Consider the following 23000-nt stretch of genomic DNA (forward strand, 5'->3'; position numbering starts at 1 on the left):
TCGAATCTTGGAGGATTTCTTGTCACTTGCTGAAGGCAGAGATCCTGCTAACCGGCTGCCCAGAGGATGACCTGAATGACCACCAGCAATGAACAGATTTTGGGGACATTCGACCTGAGCTTTGAAGGTGGCAAGAGCAGAGTGAGTAGCGAGGTAATGACACAGGTACCCACAACCACAGGCGCTAGTAGTTGTAGAAGAGCCAGATAACGGGGATCGATCTGGTTACCGAGCATGGCCGTGATCGTAAAGACCACCTGAGCGAATACAGCGACCAGCAGAATGATGATGAGCCCGTAGACGACGAAGTTCATCACACCTTTACCAGGAGCATCAGTTGGTGTTGTCACTGGTTGTCGTTCCTTAAATCAGGGGCATGAAAAGTTTGATTCGTGCAAGATTCACCTGCGCGTTCGTCAGGTCAAAAGTGAGAAGACACCATCCAGCATGACCTGACTGCTCACATCGACTGCCAGTGACGCCCCGGGTCGAAACAGACTCTCAGGTGGCGAGGTCAGTTCAATCAGGTGGCCGTCGGGGTCATGTAGAAAGGTCTGCAAGGCACCATCGGGTCTGAGCTTGCAAGGGACGACAATTGGCACCCCCTCTTGCTGCAGGAACTTTTCCGCGATGCGAACATCTGGCACTGCGAAAGCGATATGGTGCCCACGGGAAGATCTCCCACCACTCTGACCAGCCGGGCCAGAGCCCTCAAACTCGAGGATGGTATGAATCAGTGTGGAGCCTGCCTGAAACCACTGGCCTTGAAAAGAAAAGGCCGGGCGAGAGACTTCGGCCATCCCAAGCATCTCGTGATAGAACCAGCGGCTACGCACCAGATCCTTCACCACGATGGTCACGTGGTCAATCTGTTTCACGTGGAATGGTCGGGGAGTGGACATGAGGAATTCAGTGTTTGGTGTTTGGAATTGGGTATTTGAGAAAGAGTTCTCTCCCTAGACCATCACCCTAACAATACACAATTTGAGTTCCAAACACCTTTCCCAACATCCAATACCAAACGCCAAATACCAACTCTCAAACACCAATCGTCTTCCCGTCACTTTCGATGGACCACTTCGCCCCCTCTCGAACGACCCGGCGGTAGAGCGTATCGCGTTCCACTGGCACTCGCCCGGCTTCCTGGATCAAGCGGTGCAGTTTGCTGACGGTCAAACCTTCGGGCGTTTTCGCACCTGCATCGTGATAGATCAACTCGTGTACCACCGTCCCGTCGAGATCGTCGGCTCCAAAGCTTTGAGCGACCTGGGCCGTCTCTTCCCCCAGCATGATCCAGTACGCTTTGATGTGGTCGAAGTTGTCGAGCATGAGTCGGGCCAGAGAGACCATGCGGAGATCCATCCGGGCCGTCGGCTTGGGAATGTGTGCCAGCTTGGTGTTGTCGGGATGAAAGGCGAGTGGGATGAAGGTCTGGAAACCACCGGTTTCATCCTGCAATGACCTGAGCCTCATGAGATGATCAAGCCGGTGCTCAGCCCGTTCGACATGCCCGTAGAGCATGGTGGCATTCGAACGGAGCCCGAGTTGATGGGCGGCTCTGTGAATGCGAATCCAGTTCTCGCCATCAGCCTTGTGCTCGCAGATTTGTGGGCGAACTTCGTCGTGGAAGATCTCGGCACCACCTCCGGGGAGACTCCCCAGGCCAGCGGCCTTCATCTCGGAAAGGACCCAGTCCACGGGCTTCTTGGTCAGGAATGAGAACCACGCGATTTCCACCGCAGTCCATGCCTTGATATGGATCTCGGGACAAGTCTCGTGCAGGACACGGATCAGGTTCACATACCAGTCAAACTTCTTCTGGTGATGCAACCCACCGACCACATGAATCTCTGTGGCTCCTCGGGACTGTGCTTCCAGAATGCGCTCGCGGGCCTGGTCGTCAGTAAAGGCGTAGGCTTTCTCATCGCGAAGGTCAGCCCGGAAGGCACAGAATCGACAGCGATAAACACAGACGTTGGTGGGATTGAGATGGATGTTGGTGTTGTAGAAAGTGATGTTGCCGTGACGCTTTTCACGCACTTCATTGGCCAGGCGACCCATCGCCATGAGGTCGGCCTCACGATCCAGAAAGAGACCATCTTCCAGAGTCAGTCGCTCACCTTGACGGACTCTGCGAGCGATCTCCAGAAATCGTGGATCATCCGGACGGGCTATCGCCTGCTGTTGCTGACTGACCATGACGTGTTCCCTTACCTGTTTTGAATCGTTTCAGGATTCTAGGCAGGCGGCACACGTCCCGTCATCTGTCGTGAGGATTTCCTGTCGATGTGGCGGAATCTCGGTGGAGCTAAGGATGGGCGAATGGACTGATGATGGTCGAGGTGTTGTGATCTTGGGAGTTGGGTGGGACTCAAAACATGATGCTGAACGCTGCGAAGACCACGCCCTTTCGCAAAGCCTCCAGGGACGTGCCACACGGAATTAGATGTCGGGGGGATCGCGAAGAACGCTGTGTTCCACGTGAAACTGCGAGTCAGATTCCAGAGAAGGCCTGTCCGACTTCCATTTGAAACTCTTGGAGCGATGGCGATGTGAGTGTCTCACCCATGCGGAAGCGGATGGGATCGCGATCGAGCCGGTGCGATTCGATGAACCGGTCGGCAGGGGCCAAAGTGGGTTCGACCAGCCAGACTTCTTCGACGCCAATCTTCAGGTACTCAACCGCCTTCTCCAACAGGTCAGTCCAGCGGTTTGAAGGTGACCTGACCTCGATGCATAGCTCGGGAGCCGGGAGCAACGGACCTTCGGGAAGCACGTTCCCTTTGAGGCGTGCAAACGAAATGTAGAAGCCGTCAACGCCGCGAACGGTGTCTGGCTCAGACTTGGTTTGTAGAGCCGTCTCGTGCCCACCAGCCAGGCCGCTGTTATGAGTCCGAGCCCAGGTCGTCAAGAGATAGTTCAAATTGGAAATTACAATGGCATGACGCGGGGATGGCGGATTCATCTCGACAATGACTCCCTTGACCAGTTCACACGGTTGCTCGTCCGGAAGTGCCAGGAACTCAGCGGCCGTCATGCGCCTTGTCACTGGGCTCAGGGGAAGTTCGGCAATCGACATCGTTATGCCTCCTCGATTGAAGATTCACTCGCTCTCAGCCTACCACCTGGCGTGAGGTGTCGAAACCCCTTCAGTGCGGAGATGAAGTCGTGGGCCGGTGCACCGAATCCCGATTCAGGCTCTCACGAGGAGAGGAAGGCGTACAGCCAGTCGCACGGCAGCCAGGGCCGAAAGCATTCCGACCACGAAGACCAGCAGGAGCCAGACGCCACCTGTGACCCATGGGACATCTGCCCCGGCGGAGAGCAGTTGAGGCAGCATCGAGACCAGAGCCGCGACCGTTCCAAAGCACAACCCCCAGATCAGCAGCAGAGCATTCTCGCACAGAATCATGCGGGTGATCAGGCCGTTGCCAAAACCAATTGCTCTCATCAGCGAAAGCTCGGCTTGCCGCTCCCAGACATTTCTCAGCATGACGGTCGCCAGCCCGATGGTTCCCAGCAGCAGTCCTAAGCCACCCAGAGCCTGGAAGGCGGCCAGATAAGTATTCTGCACAGCCAGAAACCGGGCGATCCGCACACCCACCGGTTCGAGGTCGAGACCGTATTCTACCAGACGGGATTCCAGCAGATCGATCGCGGGTTGTTCGTCGGCTGGTGGTAGTTCGATGAGAAAGTACCCAAATCCCTTCTGCTCGGGATAGAGCCTCAGGAAGTTCTCCTCGGACATCAGTAGCACACCTTGCAGCACAGATCCATCGAGCATCCCGGCGATCTTCAAAGGGGGCGCACCAGAAGGTGCTTCTGGTGCAGGAAGCGTGGCTCCGGGGCCTTTCTTGAGGCTATAGAGCAAAGTGTTGATATCGCCAATCACAGGGATCGTTTCGGTACTGGTGCCCAGCAGTAGCTCCCACGGATTCGCTTCTCTCGCACCGACAAACTTAAAACCCCCGCGTTCGATGAATGATCGCGGCACACCCAGAATCGTGGGGGCTGTCGCCTGGAACAGGTTGATGCAACTGGCATCTTCTCCCGGCTTCACGCGGAACTGATAAGCCCGCATCGCATCGAGCAGGCTGGCTTCTTTCGATCCTGCGGGGAACTTGAGCTGGAGCGATTGCCTCCCTGCGGGTGTATTCAAGTCGTACAGGATCGGACTGGCCGATTCTCCCACGAGAGCGAAGCCGCCATTCCCACTCGACTTCATCGGTCGGTCGGCAGCAGGGTTTCTCTGCCCCGCAGCCACCGTCACAATCACAAAGGTCGCCGCGGAGATCATGCCGACAGTGAGCAGACTGCGCTGCCTCGCTCGAGTGACATTTCGCTCTGCCAGTCTGGTGACCCCCGCCAAGCCACTCCCTTGGAGGACACTGATCACAGGCCGATCCAGCCACGCACTGAGCGTCCAGAGAGAGGTCGCCAGTAGTAACATCCCGGAAACGAAGAATCCCACGATCTGCCACGATAATCCGCCAAAGGCTTCACTGGCGGGAACCACCCCGGCAACCAGCATGACGATCATCACAGCCGAGATTCCACCACTGGTCAGGGCCTTCCAGCGTGCCTGAGAATACCTCGATGGTTGATCTTCGAAGAGGTTGCTCTGTCCGGCAAGGAGGTCCCGGATCTCGATCCGGGAGAGATCGCGCAGTGCCCACCAGACGCTGAACATCGCACCGGCGATGGCAATCGCGGCTCCCATGACGAGACTGCCGGGGAGGACATACAGGTCAATGGCACTGGTGCGAATCGCCCCCTTCCACCAGTTGGTGAGACCGTAAATCATGAGCCGGGCATACGCGGTTCCCAGCACAAGGCCCATGAGTGAACCCAGGCATGCCAGCCAGAAGCCTTCGCACAACAGCAGCCAGCGGATCGATGTGGGTGTGAATCCCGTGGCTGCCAGCAGACCCAGTTCGCGGGTGCGCTGCTCGACACCGAGGCGGAAGAGCAGGCTGATGAGTATCAAGGCGGCCACAATCAGGAAGAAGCTGAAGCCAATAAACAGTCCGGTAAAATCTGTGGCTCCTGCTGCCGTTTTCAGACCGTAGGCTTTGAGTGGCTGGAGCGATAAGCCCGCCGCCGACATATCGAGCTGCTCAACCATTTGTGAAACAAGTTCTGTTTCGATCGCTTCGCGGGAAGTGCCTGTTGGCAAGGCCAGACGAATCGATGTCAGCGTCCCGTACCGGCTGGGCCAGAGTTCCTGGGCGGTCTGGAGCGACAGGAAGAGTTTCGGCAGGGCCTTGTACTGATCCCAGTACTCATCATCACGGGTCGTCACCAGATCGAGCTTCATCGGAAAAGGCTGATCCCAATCCGACAGCGAATCGACATCGGTAATCCCCTTGACCTCAGGAGTCAGATGACGGTCAGCGGCTGGCCCCTCGATCTTTGTGATGGCTTCGACCGTGAACAGTCCCGATTCTTCGGGAAGCTCGCCATGTGCCCCAACCTGATGCCATTTCAGTTCTAGCTCGTCGCCGACTTTTGCGCCCAGGTCTTCTGCAAGATAAGTGTTGATCATCACCCCACGCCCGGAGAGCTTGAGCGCTGTCACGGGTTGACCACCGACGACTGCCATAGGCTCGACAAGAGGGAATGGGCCAAAAGGTGGTTCCAGCGCTTTCGCATTGATCCCGGCGACAGTCGAGTACATGGAGTACTGCCGGGGTTCCCCACCCACTTTTCGAATCGAGTTCGCCAGGTAAACCATGACTGGCGAACTGGCCAGCTTCAGCTTGTCGGCTGCTGACTGAATGGCCTGGGCCAGCGGGTCTTCGAGCAGCATCCGCTCGCTGTCAACACTCAGCCCCCCAATCGCAGAATCATCGATGACCCGAAGTTGCAGATCGCTGAAGGAAATGACACTTCGCAAAGCCTCTTCAACGGCGGCTCGGTCTTCTTGTGAGGCCAAGGCACTCTCTGGAGAAGTCGCTTTGGAGTCATGAAAAAAGATCGCATTGACTCGGGCCGGCGAGCCTTGAGGATCCCGGCGGCTGGGCCGAACTTCACCCAACCCCAGATCCGCTTGTAATGTCTTGAGATTCATGAACAGGTTGACGGGATCGAGCTGGCTGGGTGCCAGTCCAAAGTGAGCTGGGGTCACCTCCTGAGGAAGAATCTCGCGAACGGTGAGCGTGACCTCCTGCGAATCGTTGTCTTTCTGTCCCAGCAGAGTATCGCGGGGAACCGCCGACGGAAGTTCAACCCAGAGTGTGATTGTGTCTCCCGCCCTCGCCTGAAGTGCTTCAGCCAGTGCCGTGGTGATGAGAGCTTCTCGCCCAGCAGGAGGTGCCACTCGCGAAGCTGCTGACGAAATGCTGGTGCCGGGTGCAGATCGATCCAGCCAGGGCCAGAGCCGTTCATCGACGCCATAAGCCATCACCTGCCCTGCCCGGCGAACGAGCGAGTCAGTTCCGGATTTCGACGATTGTTGATGTTCAACACCTCCGCGCAGGATCAGTCCTGGGGCGATCTCGATGCCCTGATCTTTGAGTTTCGCCTGCAATCGGGAGGCGAGATCTTCTCGAACAAACCGGGGCCCAGTGATGACAGCATCGACTTCACCCAGCCGGCGCAACGTCATGGCCCGCAGACTGCCACGCATCGAGTCACCCACCAGCAGTGCACCCGTCACGACGGCTGTCGCCGCAATGACGCCCAGCCAGACGGCCAACGAGGTTCGCCAGTAGTAACGGAGACTGGCCTTGATCAACAGTGAATGGCGAAGCGAGGCTGCTCCAGAACGTGACATTGTCAGCTCAGTTTGGAATGGTGGTGCGTCGAAGGCTCGTGTTCGAATCGATCTGCCGATAGCGAGGTCAATCCGGCAACGGCTCATCCTACGAAAATCAGTGACCAGTTGCGCCGCATCCTGAAAGATCCCACCGGTTCAAAATGTGTTGCGAGTCCACGATTCTGTGAACTTTCCAAGAAATGATGGGGCGGTCAATAAAACTGCGCGTTTCGTCAATGATCAATCTTCATGACCAAATTAGCATAATTGACCGATTGATCATGCCCGCCTGTATGAGCTACTCTCAGAGCCTCGTAATCTGGACGAATCCGTGACTCTTGATCTGACCACGACCATGCCATCTGCCGACCACACCGACTTCAGCCCGAAGTCAGCCGACACCTCCGGGCCCACCTTTGATGACATTGTCGTCGGGGCTGGTGTGATTGGTCTGGCACATGCCTACGCTCTGGCACGTCGCGGCCGCAAGGTGCTGGTCATCGAGCGGCATGCCCGGGCCTTGGGCGCCTCAGTTCGCAACTTTGGAATGATCTGGCCGATTGGCCAGACCTTAGGCACGAACATGAACCTGGCCCTCGACAGTCGCCAGATCTGGGCCGGAGTGCTGGAACGATCGGGGATCTGGCATCACCAGGGGGGCTCGCTGCATGTGGCTCATCACGATGATGAAGCTCAGGTATTGCGCGAGTTTTACGAACTAGCGACGCAGGCTGGCTATGAACTAGAACTGCTGGATGCGCGGGCGACGACCGCCTGCTCACGGGCCGTCAATCCAGAGGGACTCAAACTTTCGCTTTACAGCCGGCATGAGATTGCTGTCGATCCGCGCGAGGTCATTGCGAAACTGCCAGGCTATCTGCGAGCCCACTACGGCGTGCGATTTGAGTATGGCCAGATGGTGCGTTCCATTGATGGACAGAAGGTCAAGACGTCTGCAGGCCAATGGTCGGCCCGGCGCGTCTGGCTCTGCACGGGTGATGAAACACAGATTCTGTACCCTGAGATTTTGACCCGGCAAGGGATGTTCCCCTGCAAACTGCAGATGCTCCGCACCGCGGCTCAAACGGGCGATTGGAAAATCGGGCCACACCTGGCTGGTGGACTGACACTCCGGCACTACACATCGTTTGCAGCCTGCCCGACACTCGCCGAACTCAAAGCGCGAGTGGCCCGAGAAATGCCTCTGATGGATCACTTTGGAATTCATGTGATGGCTTCGCAGAATGGGCGTGGCGAACTCACGATTGGTGATTCGCACGAATACAACCCGCCCGAAGAACCCTTCGGCACCGTCTCGCCATTCAATACCCGGCAGATCGACGACCTGATCATGAGCTATCTGAAAACCATCATGGTCGCACCCGATCTGGAGATTGCCGAGCGCTGGTTCGGAGTTTATCTGAAGCACCCCGGCAAGCTGTGGTTTGAAGCCGCGGCCGAACCACACGTCGAAATCCTGACCGGCATCGGTGGGAATGGCATGACTCTCTCGATGGGTGTGAGCGAACAACATGTGGCCCGTGTGCTCGGAGAAGCAATCACTCAGGATGCGACTCCAGCCGATGCCAGTACGAAACCAGCACTGGTGTAGCTGCGAGACCCTCGCCCACGTCTGCGTGTGAGAGGGTGGTACGGAGTGCCGGGTGAGGTTTTTTCCTGGCGACGTGGAGCAGCCACTTACACTTCCGCTTGGTGCCACTGCTGGCTTGCCAGCAGTGCTCATCCCACGATGCTTTCGGGGAAGAACTTATTAATGACGACTCGGGGTCAAAGTACCTCGTTGATAGAATATCCAATACGTTCGGGCTCACCCTCATCCCGGCCTTTTCCCGTCGGAACTGGAGAAGGGGAAACTGATGCCATGATGCAGTCGCGATCACGACTGACGACTTCAGCCCATCAAACTCTTGGTGACCATTAATATGGAGAGTGGCATCCATCGCACAATGGCGTCAGTCTCCAACGGCTCACCGCGAGTTCGACCACAGTTCCCGATTTTCGGCTGCCAGAAACGCGGTCAGAATCATGTGAGCAGCGAGCTTATCCACCGGGCTGACGGGAGTTTTTTTCTTCGCACGATTCTGAGGTGAGGAGTGACCAGCACCTGGGGATTTTTTAGAGGTTCGCCCACTGGCTGGCTTGTTGCCAGAGCGTGGAAAAACTCCGTCCTGCCACATCAGCAATTCTGCCGAGACCGAGGTGTATCGCTCATCCCAGAATCGAAGTGGCAAGTTCGTGCAGCGAGCCAGCCATTCACCGAATTGTCGGACTTCCCGCGAGAGCTCACTTTCTTCACCACTCGTGTGAAGTGGCAGACCCACAACTAAACCTGCGACGCGGTAGTCGAGGCAAGTCGCCTTAAACCATTCCCGATCGACCGACTCAGACTTCCTCTGATAGATCTCCATGGGCATCGCCAAAGTCTGCTCGAATGTCGAGATCGCCAGACCCACCCGCTTCTGGCCATAATCAACTCCCAGGAGACACCCTTCGCGAGGAAATGCCTGCTCACTCGCCGACTGGCCTTCTTCCGGCTGCTCACCAGAGATTGGGGGATCCTGTGGCATCAAGTGATCCAGGCAAAATAGGGGGTTGATTTTCAGGGGTGATCCAGCGGAGAAAAACCTCTGTCGAGCTGGCGTAACATGCATTTCGACATCAGTTTACGCAGGTTTAGGACTCTTCGTGAAGTCGCTTGTCTGGTTCTGGAAGCCAGATTGACCCATTTTCCGGCCCAGACATATACTCCCGGACGTTGGAATACTGCACAATCTGCGGGCTGACAACCTGAAGATGGCCGCAGTCTTCCAACAAGTTGCCAGGGAAGGTCATCGTTTGGCAGTTCTTGCCAATTTTCGCCGGGGTCTTTCGGTGACACATCCAAGGACGGATGTGACAAGACAGGAGTGCCCGTGAAGGGCTATCTCAGACTATCGATCTGGGTCTTCATTGGACTCGTGGGATTGCTGCTGGCAATCACGGGGATCGGTGGCGGTGCGCACCTCTGGGCACGCACAACAGCTCCTCAAGAATCCATCAGTCTCTCGGCGGACTGGCTCCAGGAATGGGAACAGGGACGCGAGCATATTGGGCTGTTCCGTGGTCACTGCCAGATCACTCAAGGGGCGACCACGTGGCAGGCCGACAAAATGGTCGTCTGGGTCGAAAGTGCCGATGTCGATAGCACGGTCGTCGAAGATCGACTGGTGATCTGGCTGGAAGGGAACGTCCAGGAAATCTCGGCCACTGGTCATCGAAGCGATTCTTCCAGGCTGCTGAAGCTGAGGACGATTGCGGGGGTTGACCTCTCGGTTCGAGGTCGAGTCAGTGATCAGCCCGCGATTGATGACGCACTATATATAAGGGCGCTCAAGCAGCGGTTCGCCGGGACTCCTGAAGCGGCCCTGGCACGCAGTGAACTCCTGCAGACACAACTGACGGTCGATCCTCCGGCCCTCACGATACCGCCGGGGTCGGGGAATTCCGGGTTTGCCAACCCGGGGGTCATGACACCACAGCTTGGTCAGCCTGCTCCCTCGATGAACAATTCGCCCGCTCCAGCCGCCATGCGGCGAGTGAGGATCTTCCCACGCAGTGCCGTTCCTTTCGATGTTCGCAGCTTCCGCAATGAGAACACATTGCCGCCCGAGCAGGTTGTGCAGTTGACCGGTGGTGTCACGATCATCGTCGATGGGATTGAACGGGTGGGGGTGATCGACCTTTCCGCGGATAACGCAGTCATCTGGACAACTGCCCTCGGCAAAGAAGAGTTCTCGACAGAATCTCTCCAGACAGGCGATACGCCTTATCAGGTCTATCTCGAAGGGAACATTGTCATCCGGCAAGGTGAGAATATTGTTCGCGCCACGCGAGCCTTCTACGATGCCCGCGAAGACCGCGCTCTCATTCTCGATGCCGAACTGAAGAGCATCATTCCTGATCAGCAGGGGCTGACGGTACGAGTCCGGGCCGAATCCATTCGCCAGCTTTCACGCGATACGTTCCAGGCTCGCAATGCTTATGTCACGACGAGTCAGTTGGGGGAACCGGTTTACCGGATTCAATCGAGCGATATTTTCATCGATCAACGGACATGGTCTCCCTGGTCACAGCCCACGGTCGATCCAGAGACAGGTTTACTGAAGCCAAATACGATCCCGTGGGTCACAGCTCAGAACAATGCCTTTGTTTTTGGAAGTGTGCCGCTGCTCTATGCTCCGGTGATCTCAGGGCCGGCTGAAGATCCGAACATCCCGATTCAAGGCTTCACCTTCGGCCAGGACAATATTTTCGGCTCGCAGATTCGCACCCGATGGGATGCGTTCCAGATCTTTGGCCTGCAAAAACCAGCCGATACTCGCTGGACTTTGGAAGCAGATTACCTGTCGGATCGCGGCCCATTCCTGGCCACCGATGGCAAATACCGTGGACTTGATAATTACGGCAACAGCTTCTTTGGCCAGGGCCTGGCGGCTTATGTGAATGATGGCGGTGTCGATAACCTGGGTCTTAACCGGCGCGATCTCGCCTTCCCGAATGCCAACCGCGGGATTGTTGATGCCCAGCATCGGCATCAGTTTCTCAACGGGATCGAACTCCAGGCGGAAGCCGGCTATGCCAGCGACCGTAACTTCCGCGAACAGTATTACGAGCAGCAGTTCGACACGGGCAAAGATCTCGAAATGTATCTGGGGATGACTCAAAGATACGATCAGCTCGCATGGTCAATCTGGGGTCGGCCGAGTGTGAATGATTTCGAATACACCACCCAGTGGTTACCTCGAGGCGATCTGTTCGTGCTGGGGACTCCCCTGCTCTCCAACATCCTGAGCTACAGTTCGCACAGTTCCGTCGGTTATGCGCAGCTCGATAATGCGGCACCACCACCAGACCCCAACGATCTCTTCACACCACTTCCTTATTATACCGATGCCAATGGTCTGGTGGCTATGACCAGGCATGCGATTGAAGCACCATTCCAGCTGGGAGAGCTGATGCTCGCCCCTTATGCCATGGGCGAAGCGGCTTTCTGGAGTGATGGCTTTACGAATGATTCGGTTGACCGGTTCTATGGCCGGGCGGGCTTAAGGGCTAATCTGCAGATGTGGCGGGTCTACCCCTATGTGCAGAGCGATCTCTACAACCTGAATGGCCTGGCTCACCGCATGAACTTCGGAGCCGACTATGGTTATGCGGCCAGCAGTACAAGTCTCAGTGAGATCCCCCAGTGGAATGAATTTGACGACAACTCTCAGGAGCGATTCCGCGAACGTTTGGTCGTGAATACTTTCGGTGGCATCCTTCCAAATGTCTTCGAGCCGCGAAATTATGCTGTTCGATCGGGTGCAGCCACAGGTGTCGCTGACCCTTACCACGAGCTGGTGGATGATCAGCAGGTGCTGGCACTCGCGTGGACACATCGACTGCAGACGAAGGTCGGCCCTCCGGAACGATTGCGAATTAAGGACTGGATGACACTCGATCTGGGGGTCAACTACTATCCCGATGCAAGTCGGGATAACTTTGGCGAATCGTTCGGCCTCTTCAATGCCCGCTATGCCTGGTATGTGGGTGACCGTACCAGCATTCATGCCAGTACATTGCTCGACTTCTTTGATGATGGCCAGAAGATCTTCAACGTCGGAGTGCTGACTCAGCGCAGCGTTCGCGGCAGTGCTTACGTGGGCTTCCGACAGGTCGATGGCGGCGCGCTGCTCAGCCAGATTCTGACGGCCAGCTACAGCTACCAGATGAGTCCCAAGTGGATCTCCACGGCGGGAACAGCTTATGACGTGGGTGAAGGTCAGAATCGCGGCCAGTCGCTCACAATTACTCGTGTGGGCGAATCGTTCCTGGTTCATCTGGGAGCCAGCTACGACGCCAGTAAAAACAACCCCGGGATTGCCATTTCGATTGAACCCAAGCTGGGCAATCGCAAGACATCCCCGACCATGATCAGCCCTTTGATGGGGGCAGGCTTCTAACTGAGCGGGCTGCGAGGAACGGAATCCATGAACCCAGCATCCTTGAAAGCACTGGCCAATTCGTCTGGCGGCAGGCCGGAAGAAAATCACGCTTTCGCTGTTGATTCTCATCCACGAGAGGACAGCCCGGTGATCGCCCGGTTGAGCGCATCTCCGATGCCAGGATCGTTACCGAAACTCGCTCCAGGATCGTCTGCAATTCGAGACCAGGCCACAGAGACAGTTCCCATCGATCCTTTGAAGATTCGGATTCATCAGTCGGCCGTTGATCGTCCCGAATGGCGTCAGCGTCTGGTGGAAATTGAGAAGGGATTAGCCACTGCCCTGCGCACAGACAGCACGCTGTTCATGCATCTGTTTTTCGATTCGATCATTATGGCCAGCGGGGCTGTGCTCGGTCTGCATTTGTGGCAATGGGTGGCCCTGACGGCCACTCTGATGATCGTGTTGACTGTGGAACTCCTCAGCCAGGCAATTCGCCGACTGGCACTGTTGGCTCACCGCCCTCATGAAAAACGCACGCCACTCACCGAAGTGACCCATCAGACCGAAGCGCTTTGTTTCGCAGCCAGCTTCGTCACCATTCTGGGCGGGCTGGTCATCACCACGTTGATCTTTGCTCAACGCATTTACGAAACGATTCCTGAGTAGGCTCAGCCGTTCAGTGATGATTGTGCTGTAGGGTGCAAGGAGTTCCGACGGATTGCACCAGTGAAGACGTCACATGTGCATATCGTTCCCGATTGGTGCATTGGCATGCACCCTACAAATGCGGTGTATAGAGACCACGCCAATCGCATGATCTGCCACAAACTTTCCCGCGTATTTGGGTGGGAAACTCTTGTAATCGATCGCTTCCCATCATCGTGAGGGAGGGTTTTACGACTAGTTGCAGAACCATCGACGACTCAGCATCACTGCTCACACATCCAGATCATCCACCTGATTCGCCTGTTCCATGATCAGTTTGTAGCGCTCGGCAGGTTCCTTCCCCAGCAATTTTTCAAACGTCTGGTCGGCTTCGAGCTGATTGTCGATATCGATACGGAGCAGGATGCGCGTCTTCGGGTCGAGTGTCGTCTCTTTCAACTGGGAAGGAGTCATCTCACCCAGACCTTTAAATCGCAGCACATCCGGGTTTCGATTTGCTGGAAGTGAATCGAGAAACTCTTCTTTATGCAGATCGTCGCGGGCATAGAAGATTTGGTTGCCTGACTGGATGCGATACAACGGGGGCTGTGCCAGAAACAACTTGCCCTGTGTAATCAACACGGGCATGTGCCCAAAGAAGAAGGTCAGCAACAGCGTACTGATGTGATACCCGTCCGAATCGGCATCCATCATCAGAATGATCTTGCCGTAGCGCAAGCGATGCAGATCAAAGTTTGGCCCGATCCCTGTCCCTAATGTCTCCACCAGATCCTTGATTTCCTGATTATCGAGGATCTTTGCCGTCGTCATGTTCTGGGTGTTGAGCACCTTGCCTCGAAGTGGCAGGACGGCCTGAGTCCGGCTGTCGCGTCCCATACCGGCAGTTCCACCAGCCGAAAGACCTTCGACGATGAACAGCTCGGATTCATCCGCATTGGTGGATCGACAATCGAGGAGTTTACCAGGCAGACTCAACCTGCGGGCCGCGGGCGATTTCCGGCGGACTTCACTGGCCGCCTCACGACTGGCAGCCCGAGCTCTCGCGGCCAGCACGATCCGCCCGACGATCGCATCGGCCGTTGTCTTATTACTCGACAACCAGTTCTCGAGCGCAGGCCGGATCTGCCCTTCGACGACACTCGACATCTCAGGGTTATTGAGTTTTTCTTTGGTCTGGCCCTGGAACATGGGCTCTGCCAGAAAGACCGAAAGCAGCCCCACAATTCCTTCGCGAATGTCATCGTTCTGGATCGTGAGACCTTTGACCTTGATATCGTGCACTTCCATGTAATTGCGAACGGCTTTGCCGATGGCACTTTTAAGTCCGCTTTCGTGAGTGCCGCCAGCGTGGGTGCGGATGCCGTTCACATAACTTCGCAGGTGCTCATCCGTCGATTCTGACCAGCGAAAGACCGCTTCGACTTTATAACTGCCATCATCTTTCGAGAACTGAAACAGATTTTCATGGACAGGTTTACGCTGCCCTTCGGTCATCAGGCGGGCGAGGTAAGTCTGCAGTCCATCGGGATGATGCAGGACGACAGTTTCTTTCTTGGCTTCATCGATCAATGTAATCTTGAGCCCGGCATGAATGTACGAAATGTCTTCCAGATGAGCCTTGATCGTCTCGATGCTGAAGACAGTTCGTGCGAAGATCTCTTTATCGGGCCGGAAGAAAACATCGGTTCCGCGACCTCGAAAAGGACGTACCTGCTTGAGAGCAGTCGTGGGTTTACCGCGTTTGAAGCGCTGCTGCCATTCGAAGCCATCGCGATGGATAGTGGCGACCATTTCTTCCGAAAGGGCATTCACCACCGATGAGCCCACACCATGCAGACCACCGCTGCGTGCATAGGCATTTTTGCTGAATTTCCCACCCGAGTGGAGCGTGGTGAGGATCGTTTCGAGCGCCGACTTTTTCGTTTTGGGATGTAGATCGACAGGAATGCCGCGACCGTTATCACTCACGGAACAGGACTCGCCATCTTTATGCAGAGTGACCGTGATCTCAGTCGCTTCACCCGCCAGGCATTCATCGACACTGTTATCGACGATTTCCCATAAGAGGTGATGCAGCCCGCGGGCATCGACACCGCCGATATACATGCTGGGTCGGCGGCGCACGGCCTCCAGACCTTCGATCACTTCAATATCTGATGCGGTATAGGCTGTCGCCATGTCACTTCCTGATCGACTGAATTTCTCGCCTGAATACTACTGCTTTGTGCCATGATTGCCGCTCTGGGCAAGCATGTCTTCGAGATGATCAACACGGGCTAGTCAGGGTCTTCCTTCCAATCGATCAACCTTCAATGCTGTTCCAATCCACCAGTGCAATCTCGGGTCGCACAATTTCGCCCACCTGACTGCGATGGCTGACCTTGACCCCTTTGCCTCCACGTGTCGTCAATGCATATTTCATCTGCCCGCAGGTCAGTTCCTTTTCGTTAGCCAGCTTGAGCCTCAACACATCGCTGGGTCGCGACATCAGTGCCGCACCCAGGACGAGATCCTTCTCTTTCTCTTCCAGGCGAATGCCGCGCACACCTTTCCCTGCTCCAGAAAGGACAGGAATCTCTTCGAGTGAGAAGTGAATGAGCCGCGCTTCGCGAGTGACGAGAAAGACCGATGTCTGATCAACGATCAATTCGACCTTGGCCACCACGTCACCTTCCTGCAGCTTACAGAACTTGCGGCCCGATCTCGTGCTCGCTGTGCGAAATGGCTGAAGCGGCACACGCATCACCTGCCCCTGGGCTGTGGTGACAAAGAGATGTGGCGGTGCGGGTTCGGCTCCTTCGGCTGTCTCTTCGGCAACCGCGGTAAAGCGAGGGTCTGTCGTGACGGCGGCAATCACCTGCACACCATCTTTGAACTTGTAATGCTTGGTGAGTGGTTCGCCGTACCCAGAAGAAACCGGCACCTGAGAAATGGGCATCGTGTAGGCAATTCCGTCGCTGGCAAAGAAGATCACATGATCGACCGTGCTCCCTGGGAGGACATCGAGCACCTGGTCGCCTTCGCGGACGCGCGTCGATTCCACACTTTGCAGCCGGCCGACACGTTTGATCCACCCATCTTTGCTGAGCACCACATTCGTATTCTCACGAACGATATAGTGCGATTCATCAAACTCAGTGACTTCGTCGGAAGAGCCCAAAGTCGTTCGCCGCTTATCGCCAAACTGCTCACTCAGCTCGCGCAGTTCGCCTTCGATGACATTCCAGATGCGATCGTCTTTGGCAAGAATGCGTGTGATCCGGTCGGCCTCTTTCTGTTTGGTATTCAGTTCCGCGAGGACGGTATCAATTTCCAGCTGGGAAATGCGGTACAACTGCATTTCGAGAATCGCCATGGTCTGCGGTTCATCGAGCGGAAAGGCCGCCATCAACTTGTCGCAGGCATCTCGCTTGCCGTTGCTGTTGCGAATGATCTTGATGGCCTTGTCGATCCCGTTAAAGATGATCTCCAGGCCGCGCAGGATATGAATCCGCGCCTGCAGTTGATCAAGTTGAAACTGGAAGCGTTTCTTGACGACCTTCAAACGGAACTTGAGAAACTCACCCAGCAAACGATGGAGCGGCAATCGTGCTGGAGTTAACAGCCCCTGATCATCCGGAATCAAGACCGTGCTGTTGTAGTTGAAGTTCTGCTCCAGTGGCGTCTTTTTATAGAGGAACGCCATCACCGATTCCGGGTCACTCCCTTTCTTCAGTTCCAGAACCACACGCAAGCCGTGTTTATCGTCGGTTTCATCAGCCGCGTTAATCAGTTGAGGCAGCTTGCGGCTTGCGATCACATTGCCAATCTCTGCCAGCAGCGGCCCTGTTTCGACGCCATAAGGTACTGAATAGATCACCACCCGGTCTTCCACTTCCGCCCGCTTCTCTTTATCCATCCGCCATTCGGCCCGCACCTTGAAAGCCCCACGCCCTTCCTCATAAATGGGGAGCATCGCTTTCCGATCGGTAATCATTCTCCCACCCAACGGAAAATCGGGGCCCTTGATGAACTTGAGCAGTTCCTTGGTAGACGCCTCAGGATTTGTAATGAGGTGAATACAGGCTTCGAGCACTTCTTTTAAGTTATGGGGCGGCATATTCGTCGCCATCCCCACGGCAATGCCGGCAGTCCCATTGACCAGCAGATTCGGAAACCTGGTGGGCAAGACGACCGGTTCTTTGCGGGTGCCGTCATAATTGGGCCGCATTTCGACAGTGTCGAACCGCAACTCGTTCATGAGTTGTTCGGCAATGCCCGTCAGCCTGGCTTCGGTGTATCGCTCGGCGGCAGCGGGCAGGCCCATGATGGAGCCAAAATTTCCCTGCCCGTCGACGAGCGGGTATCTCAAAGTGAAATCTTGAGCGAGGCGAACGAGTGTGTCGTAGACCGATTGATTGCCGTGAGGGTGATAATTGCCGGTGGTATCGCCGGAGATCTTCGCGCACTTGCGCGTCTTCGCATCGGCCATCAGCCGCAATTCTTCGTACATGACGTAGAGGATGCGGCGCTGGACGGGTTTGAGACCATCTCGAACATCGGGCAAAGCACGCGACTGAATGACAGACATCGCGTAGTTAAGGTATCTCCGCCGGGTCTCAGAGGAGATTTCCCGAAACTGAATACGGTCTTCCTGATTTTCTGTCACGGAGGATCCTGGTGTCGAACTGTTTCGTTTTGGCACTCAATCAACCTTCCTGGGAGAGCTTGACGCTCTTATCGGCTGGGAAAAGCGGGTTGCTTTTGCCGGGGATCATGACGGATTTCGCTTCTTTGGCAAACTTTTCCGTTCAGCGGGTTTTTGCCGATAAGCGGGAATACACCACTCTTACGAGATTTGCAACTCGACGTAAGGCATGAATTGCCAACAGCTTGTTGGCTTGGAGAACTTGGACGTTCCAGCCCGGGAATCGTTCATTTCTCGACGGGCCAAATTCCGAAAAGAGAAGCGAGTCTGATTTGTAGTCTCCGCGACGACTGGCCACGAAGGCAAATCCCGTTGCGTATGGGCCTCAATTCAATTGTTGCTGTTGAATCCGTCCCACGGAGGGGATGAAATGCAATTCCTGAAATTGTCTGTCTTGATCCTGCCTGCAGTCATCTGTCATTCGGCAATTGCCAATGATCCGATTTACCTGCCGGCCGAAGTGGTTGCACCCGCACCTCAGGCAGCATCCTTTGGTAACATGCCTGTGGTGACTGCACCAGCCGAACAGGTTCCACCTTCTCCACTGTATGCATACCCCACAGCTGCTGAATCGGAGTTCGCTCCGATTCCCAAAGCCCCATCGATCCATACACCGGTCATCTCTCGCCAGGTGACTCCACCTCCTGCTGCGACGACCACGATCCCACAGGGGGCAGTTGTTTCGGAAGCTCCACAAAGCGGATATGTTCGCCTGGGTGCACCGCTCTATCCATCACCCTCACCACACGTGCCAGTCTGGACGGGTGGAAGCATGATTACCAATCAGGCCTTTGCACCTCACGAAATGCTGTATGCCCATAAGTACAAGGCTCTTTATCCACCTTACTATCACAAGGTGAAAGGCCACTGGTTACTAACCCCATTTGGTGTTAAATCGCACGAGCGATGGGAACTGCAGGGGACGATGGTCGAAGTGAATTATCACAGCCACTATCCACTGCTCCCGAAGTTTACAAAGCCACATACTTCGCAAAACCATGGCCCTTGGCGCTAACCAACGACGGCATAAAAAGGTTGGCGGCCTGCCTGCGAACAGGCCACCGTTCGGCCTGAGAATGAATCCTGAATTCTGGCACTTATTACAGCTCTCTGAACTTTGATCGCCTGGTTGATGCTCGACCAGTACACAGGAAGTGATTTGTCATGAATGCATTCACACACCCGACAACAAGGTTGGTTTTCGCACTTGCTTTGTGCGGTGCCTGTGAGTGGCCCATGGCCCAGGCTGCCGAACCTGCACCAATGCCAACCGATACAGCACCGGCTGTAACGGCGCCAGCGGCAGTATCCAGCCAATCTGCCGGTGTCGTTCGAATTCGCAAAGAGCGAACTCAGGCCTTGCAGTCACAAGCTCCCGTCAGCGGGCCGGTGGCTCCTGTCGGTTTCCGTGATGCGATCTCGGAAGGGTTTGAATCCTTTCAGACACCAGCCCGCCCTGTGACGATGACACAGGCTTATGCTCAGCCTTACTCCTCTCAGGGCTATGCGGCACAGCCCGTCGCTATGCATGGTCAGGCTCACAGCTATCCTGTCGAAACAGTCTATACCGATTGCCCGAACGGCGAATGTGATCGTCACGGGTACTGCAAAGAACGATTTCACGAGTGGCTCAAATACAAGTTTGGCTACTTCATTCCGACCGGCAATGGTGGGACAGGGACTCCACTGTTTGGCAAATATCATCGTGTCTACCCACAGGATCCTGGCTACTTTGATCAGCGGGATGGCCAGCTTTATTCCGCTCAAGGCTACGGAGTGCCAGTTTCTGTCCCTCTGGCGCCAGTTGTGGGTCACCAGTACAACTACGGTTGGGGAATTCCTTCCAGCCGCTTAACACCGATTTCTCATCCTGCGAACTGATGTGAGAAGGTGGCGGCACGGTGACCACAGGATGGTTACCGGGTCGTGTCCGTGAGTCTGTAATAAGTCGATTTTCACAAGGAACAACAGCGCCTTAATCCGGCCTGCGTAAAGAGGATTCTCTTATGACTTCCCAGGATACTCGATGGCTGGCACTCGCGGCCGTTTCGGCTGCAACGAGCTTGTGCGGTGGTCTTGTTGAACCCACCATCGCCAGTGCTCAGGAAGTTGGCCTTGTGCGAATTTCTGACCGTTCACCTTCCAGCGTGCAGACCACACCTGTGGGGCACAAGCACTATGCTCACGGTCCGGTCATGACGACCACCATTCCTGCTGATGGTTCTGGTCAGTACTGCGATAATTGCGACCGCCGCGGCGGACACGGTGGCAATGCCTGGCGGATGCATCTGCCACCAGATCATGGCTACTCTGTTCCTGCGAAGTTCCCACTTCAGCGTCGTGGTGTCGAGTACGAAAACTATTTCCCGCCACAGTGGTATGGTGCTGGCCTGACTTACCAACAGAACTACCCTATGGTCTACATGCCGACTGATACCACACAGCTTGGCTTCTACTACCAGCATGTGCCGTTCTGGCGGCCCAATCCCAATATGCTGCCACCACGTCCAGTACCGTCACAGTGGCATATCCACGCTCCTGTGGTTTATGCGACGGATTTCCATCGCATGCATGCCGGTGCTGGCAGCCAGGGTTGGCAGGAAGTGCAAGTTCTCGATTCCACCACAGCCCCGGCGACCAATGGTGCCCAGCCCACACCTATCGATGGAAACGGCCTGCAGCCAGTTCCAGCACCCATGGTGCCACAAGTTCCTGGATCAGAAGTCCCACCCGCACCCATGCTCGATTCGGCTGCCAGTGGACACATCAAACGGGCAGCAGCTCAGCAGTAAACTGCCTCAAAGTTCGATGAACAGTCTTAATAGACTCAGCCTTGGTGAAATCTTCACCAAGGCTGTTTTCGTTACTATGTCGAGCGTTGGAGCAGTAAATCATTTATGGCCACACACATCTGGCTTCGTGCCATGCTTGTAGCTTTGGGCTGTCCATGACACACATCTTTATCACCCAACCATGGGTGGCATGACCCTAGAGGCCCCATAAAATAAAACACAGCGCTCAAGGGGATGGCTCTTGACCGGGTGGCAGGGGTCGGATGTCTGCATCCGCCCCCTGGTAATCAACGTTCGCAAGCACGATTTCACCTGTTACGTTCCTTCCCATGACCTGGGGGCAAACGAGGACGTTTGACCCCAGCCACGCATCCCATGAGCACTCCAGCGAAGATGCGTGTAATAGACAGCCCAAAGCTGCAAGCATGGCACACAGCCCTTCGTGGTTTGTCTGCATTTCTTCTGCTCAACTCCCAACAAACAACTCCCAACAAACGATGAACCGGGATCAGACTCATCGTCTAACCCCGGTTCACAATTCATGCACAAGCCAAGCTGTCATGACAGGCTGTTAGAAAAGCTGCACAGCCCACCAGTCACATTTCGGCTTAATACTCGCGAGTTGTCTTCAGACCTGGCATCGGAACTGGATACTTGCCTTCGGCGTCGGCCACTACGGGAGCTGGGCCATCTTCTGTGAGAGAGTCGACGTTCGGTGCGAATTCGTGATCACAGTTGAGCATGGCATCGTAGGTGATGACCTGCCCGGTGTGAGCTGCCATACGCCCCATCGAGGTCACCAGACTGGCTTCCGCACCACGTCGAACCTCATTGTAAGGTCGATCTTTACGAATGGCTTCCACCAGATGATCCCATTCGAGCTGGTAAGGGCTCGGCTCTTTCGCCCCGAATTGCCAGAGAATGTTATCCTTGCTGGACATATCCTGGCTCTTGTATGTGCGGGCACGCGAAGGAGCATGGCCTGATTGCGAAATCACAGCAGAACCCTTCGAGCCATGGGCATAGCTGGCGAACTCCTGATGGCAGCCGGGCATAGTGCGGCCTTCCATCAACAGTTTCGTGCCATCAGCAAAGGTGTACTCCACGGCATACTGATCGAAGTTCTGATCGACATAATCGCCGCGGAAGTGACGTCCACCCGTTGCCTGGGCTTTCACTGGCCAGGCATTCTTCATCCAGCAGCACTCGTCAATGTTGTGAATGAGGAAGTCGCTGAAGCCGCCCCCAGAGGCCCAGAGGAAGGCATGGAAATTCTGGATCTGGTACATCAGTTCCTTCTGATTTTCCGGCTTCTTTTTCGCAAAGGCAGTCGCGGTAGGACCGGCCATACGATAAGCCCGCAGCAGCAGCAGGTCACCAATCTCACCATCCTGAATCCGCTTGAACAGCTCGCCGCGGGCATCGCAGTGCCGGCACATCAGGCCGACACCAACCTTGAGATTCTTCTTTTCGGATTCATCGGCCAGTTGCAGCATACGCTTCGTGGAAGGGCCATCCACGGTCACGGGCTTTTCCATGAACGTGTTCACGTCCTTGGCAATTGCGTAGGTGAACTGTACCCAGCGAAAGGCGGGAGGCGTGGCCATAATCACGACATCGCCGGGCGAGAGGCAATCGATGGCCTGCTTGTAAGCCTCAAAGCCCACGAATCTTCGATCTTCCGGCACATCGACCTGATCTTTGAACTGACCTTTGAGTCCCTCGTAACTGCTGTTCAGTCGATTGGGGAAGACATCGGCCATTGCGACGAGCTTGATAGGCCCTTGATTCTTCACTGAAAGAGCATTGGCTGCCGCACCGGTTCCACGTCCACCGCAGCCCACCAGCGCCACCTTGATCGTATTGTCTTCACCAGCATAAACCGTCTGCGGGATCGCCATGCTCGCAATCATCGATGTCGTCGCCAATGCTCCCGTGGCTCTCAGGACATCGCGGCGACTGACCACTGAATTCGAACGGGGCGGTTGTGATGTGCCGGAAGCATGATTAGCGGATGGTGAATTCGCAGGATTCATCAGGAGGGATCCTAAAAACAGGAACTGAGAACGGGCTGGATGTCATTAAGCTGAGATACTTGAGCAGGTGAC

Annotated in this window: 15 protein-coding genes; 6 read left to right on the top strand and 9 right to left on the bottom strand. The window is 55.6% G+C overall.

Going from position 1 to position 23000, the window contains the following annotated elements:
* Nucleotides 1-47 precede the first annotated feature (47 nt).
* From PLIM_RS00500 to PLIM_RS00520, 5 genes are all read right to left on the bottom strand, one after another.
* Nucleotides 48-350 carry a hypothetical protein gene (locus PLIM_RS00500; RefSeq protein WP_013108379.1) on the bottom strand — a complete coding sequence of 101 codons (303 nt, stop codon included), beginning with the start codon at nt 348-350 and terminating at the stop codon, nt 48-50.
* A 66-nt stretch (nt 351-416) separates the two neighbouring features.
* Nucleotides 417-902, bottom strand: a complete 486-nt coding sequence (locus PLIM_RS00505; RefSeq protein WP_013108380.1) for a VOC family protein — start codon at nt 900-902, stop codon at nt 417-419.
* A 136-nt stretch (nt 903-1038) separates the two neighbouring features.
* On the bottom strand, nt 1039-2199 hold the full coding sequence (gene mqnE / locus PLIM_RS00510; protein WP_013108381.1) for an aminofutalosine synthase MqnE: 1161 nt from the start codon (nt 2197-2199) through the stop codon (nt 1039-1041).
* Between the two features lie 295 nt (nt 2200-2494).
* The gene (locus tag PLIM_RS00515; RefSeq protein WP_013108383.1) at nt 2495-3079 is read right to left on the bottom strand and encodes a Uma2 family endonuclease; all 585 of its coding nucleotides are present in this window, start codon (nt 3077-3079) and stop codon (nt 2495-2497) included.
* A gap of 114 nt (nt 3080-3193) precedes the next feature.
* Nucleotides 3194-6775 (bottom strand): ABC transporter permease, encoded by a 3582-nt coding sequence (locus PLIM_RS00520; RefSeq protein ID WP_013108384.1) that lies wholly within the window; start codon nt 6773-6775, stop codon nt 3194-3196.
* Nucleotides 6776-7088: 313 nt separating this feature from the next.
* Between PLIM_RS00520 and PLIM_RS00525 the strand changes: the two genes are divergently transcribed.
* Nucleotides 7089-8369 (top strand): TIGR03364 family FAD-dependent oxidoreductase, encoded by a 1281-nt coding sequence (locus tag PLIM_RS00525; RefSeq protein ID WP_013108385.1) that lies wholly within the window; start codon nt 7089-7091, stop codon nt 8367-8369.
* A gap of 376 nt (nt 8370-8745) precedes the next feature.
* Here PLIM_RS00525 and ruvX read toward each other — a convergent pair whose 3' ends face one another.
* Nucleotides 8746-9345 carry a Holliday junction resolvase RuvX gene (gene ruvX / locus PLIM_RS22140; RefSeq protein ID WP_013108386.1) on the bottom strand — a complete coding sequence of 200 codons (600 nt, stop codon included), beginning with the start codon at nt 9343-9345 and terminating at the stop codon, nt 8746-8748.
* A 345-nt stretch (nt 9346-9690) separates the two neighbouring features.
* On the opposite strand from ruvX, the gene PLIM_RS00535 reads away from it, so the two are divergent.
* Complete coding sequence (locus tag PLIM_RS00535) at nt 9691-12762, top strand: LPS-assembly protein LptD (RefSeq protein ID WP_013108387.1); 3072 nt, start codon at nt 9691-9693, stop codon at nt 12760-12762.
* A gap of 27 nt (nt 12763-12789) precedes the next feature.
* A complete protein-coding gene (locus PLIM_RS00540; protein WP_013108388.1) occupies nt 12790-13413 on the top strand; it encodes a diacylglycerol kinase in 624 nt (207 codons plus the stop codon).
* A gap of 270 nt (nt 13414-13683) precedes the next feature.
* Here the strand turns inward: PLIM_RS00540 and PLIM_RS00545 are convergent, their stop codons facing one another.
* Nucleotides 13684-15591 carry a DNA gyrase/topoisomerase IV subunit B gene (locus PLIM_RS00545; RefSeq protein ID WP_013108389.1) on the bottom strand — a complete coding sequence of 636 codons (1908 nt, stop codon included), beginning with the start codon at nt 15589-15591 and terminating at the stop codon, nt 13684-13686.
* Nucleotides 15592-15715: 124 nt separating this feature from the next.
* Nucleotides 15716-18061: a DNA gyrase/topoisomerase IV subunit A gene (locus PLIM_RS00550; protein ID WP_013108390.1), complete on the bottom strand. Its 2346-nt coding sequence runs from the start codon at nt 18059-18061 to the stop codon at nt 15716-15718.
* Nucleotides 18062-18470: 409 nt separating this feature from the next.
* Here PLIM_RS00550 and PLIM_RS00555 point away from each other — a divergent pair, with 409 nt between their 5' ends.
* From PLIM_RS00555 to PLIM_RS00565, 3 genes are all read left to right on the top strand, one after another.
* Nucleotides 18471-19115, top strand: coding sequence for a hypothetical protein (locus tag PLIM_RS00555; RefSeq protein WP_013108391.1), 645 nt, complete (start codon nt 18471-18473; stop codon nt 19113-19115).
* A 149-nt stretch (nt 19116-19264) separates the two neighbouring features.
* Complete coding sequence (locus PLIM_RS00560) at nt 19265-19981, top strand: hypothetical protein (RefSeq protein ID WP_148226929.1); 717 nt, start codon at nt 19265-19267, stop codon at nt 19979-19981.
* 125 nt (nt 19982-20106) lie between these two features.
* A complete protein-coding gene (locus PLIM_RS00565; RefSeq protein ID WP_013108393.1) occupies nt 20107-20892 on the top strand; it encodes a hypothetical protein in 786 nt (261 codons plus the stop codon).
* A 608-nt stretch (nt 20893-21500) separates the two neighbouring features.
* Here PLIM_RS00565 and PLIM_RS00570 read toward each other — a convergent pair.
* Nucleotides 21501-22928 carry a Gfo/Idh/MocA family protein gene (locus tag PLIM_RS00570; RefSeq protein WP_013108395.1) on the bottom strand — a complete coding sequence of 476 codons (1428 nt, stop codon included), beginning with the start codon at nt 22926-22928 and terminating at the stop codon, nt 21501-21503.
* Between the last annotated feature and the right edge of the window lie 72 nt (nt 22929-23000).

This window comes from Planctopirus limnophila DSM 3776 (genome assembly GCF_000092105.1).
GTDB lineage: Bacteria > Planctomycetota > Planctomycetia > Planctomycetales > Planctomycetaceae > Planctopirus > Planctopirus limnophila.

Excerpts from the sequence above, each read along its gene's own strand:
- PLIM_RS00505 (WP_013108380.1), bottom strand. The coding sequence starts at position 902 with ATGTCCACTCCCCGACCATTCCACGTGAAACAGATTGACCACGTGACC.
- mqnE (WP_013108381.1), bottom strand. The coding sequence starts at position 2,199 with ATGGTCAGTCAGCAACAGCAGGCGATAGCCCGTCCGGATGATCCACGA.
- PLIM_RS00515 (WP_013108383.1), bottom strand. The coding sequence starts at position 3,079 with ATGTCGATTGCCGAACTTCCCCTGAGCCCAGTGACAAGGCGCATGACG.
- PLIM_RS00520 (WP_013108384.1), bottom strand. The coding sequence starts at position 6,775 with ATGTCACGTTCTGGAGCAGCCTCGCTTCGCCATTCACTGTTGATCAAG.
- ruvX (WP_013108386.1), bottom strand. The coding sequence starts at position 9,345 with ATGCCACAGGATCCCCCAATCTCTGGTGAGCAGCCGGAAGAAGGCCAG.
- PLIM_RS00540 (WP_013108388.1), top strand. The coding sequence starts at position 12,790 with ATGAACCCAGCATCCTTGAAAGCACTGGCCAATTCGTCTGGCGGCAGG.
- PLIM_RS00545 (WP_013108389.1), bottom strand. The coding sequence starts at position 15,591 with ATGGCGACAGCCTATACCGCATCAGATATTGAAGTGATCGAAGGTCTG.
- PLIM_RS00555 (WP_013108391.1), top strand. The coding sequence starts at position 18,471 with ATGCAATTCCTGAAATTGTCTGTCTTGATCCTGCCTGCAGTCATCTGT.
- PLIM_RS00560 (WP_148226929.1), top strand. The coding sequence starts at position 19,265 with ATGAATGCATTCACACACCCGACAACAAGGTTGGTTTTCGCACTTGCT.
- PLIM_RS00565 (WP_013108393.1), top strand. The coding sequence starts at position 20,107 with ATGACTTCCCAGGATACTCGATGGCTGGCACTCGCGGCCGTTTCGGCT.
- PLIM_RS00570 (WP_013108395.1), bottom strand. The coding sequence starts at position 22,928 with ATGAATCCTGCGAATTCACCATCCGCTAATCATGCTTCCGGCACATCA.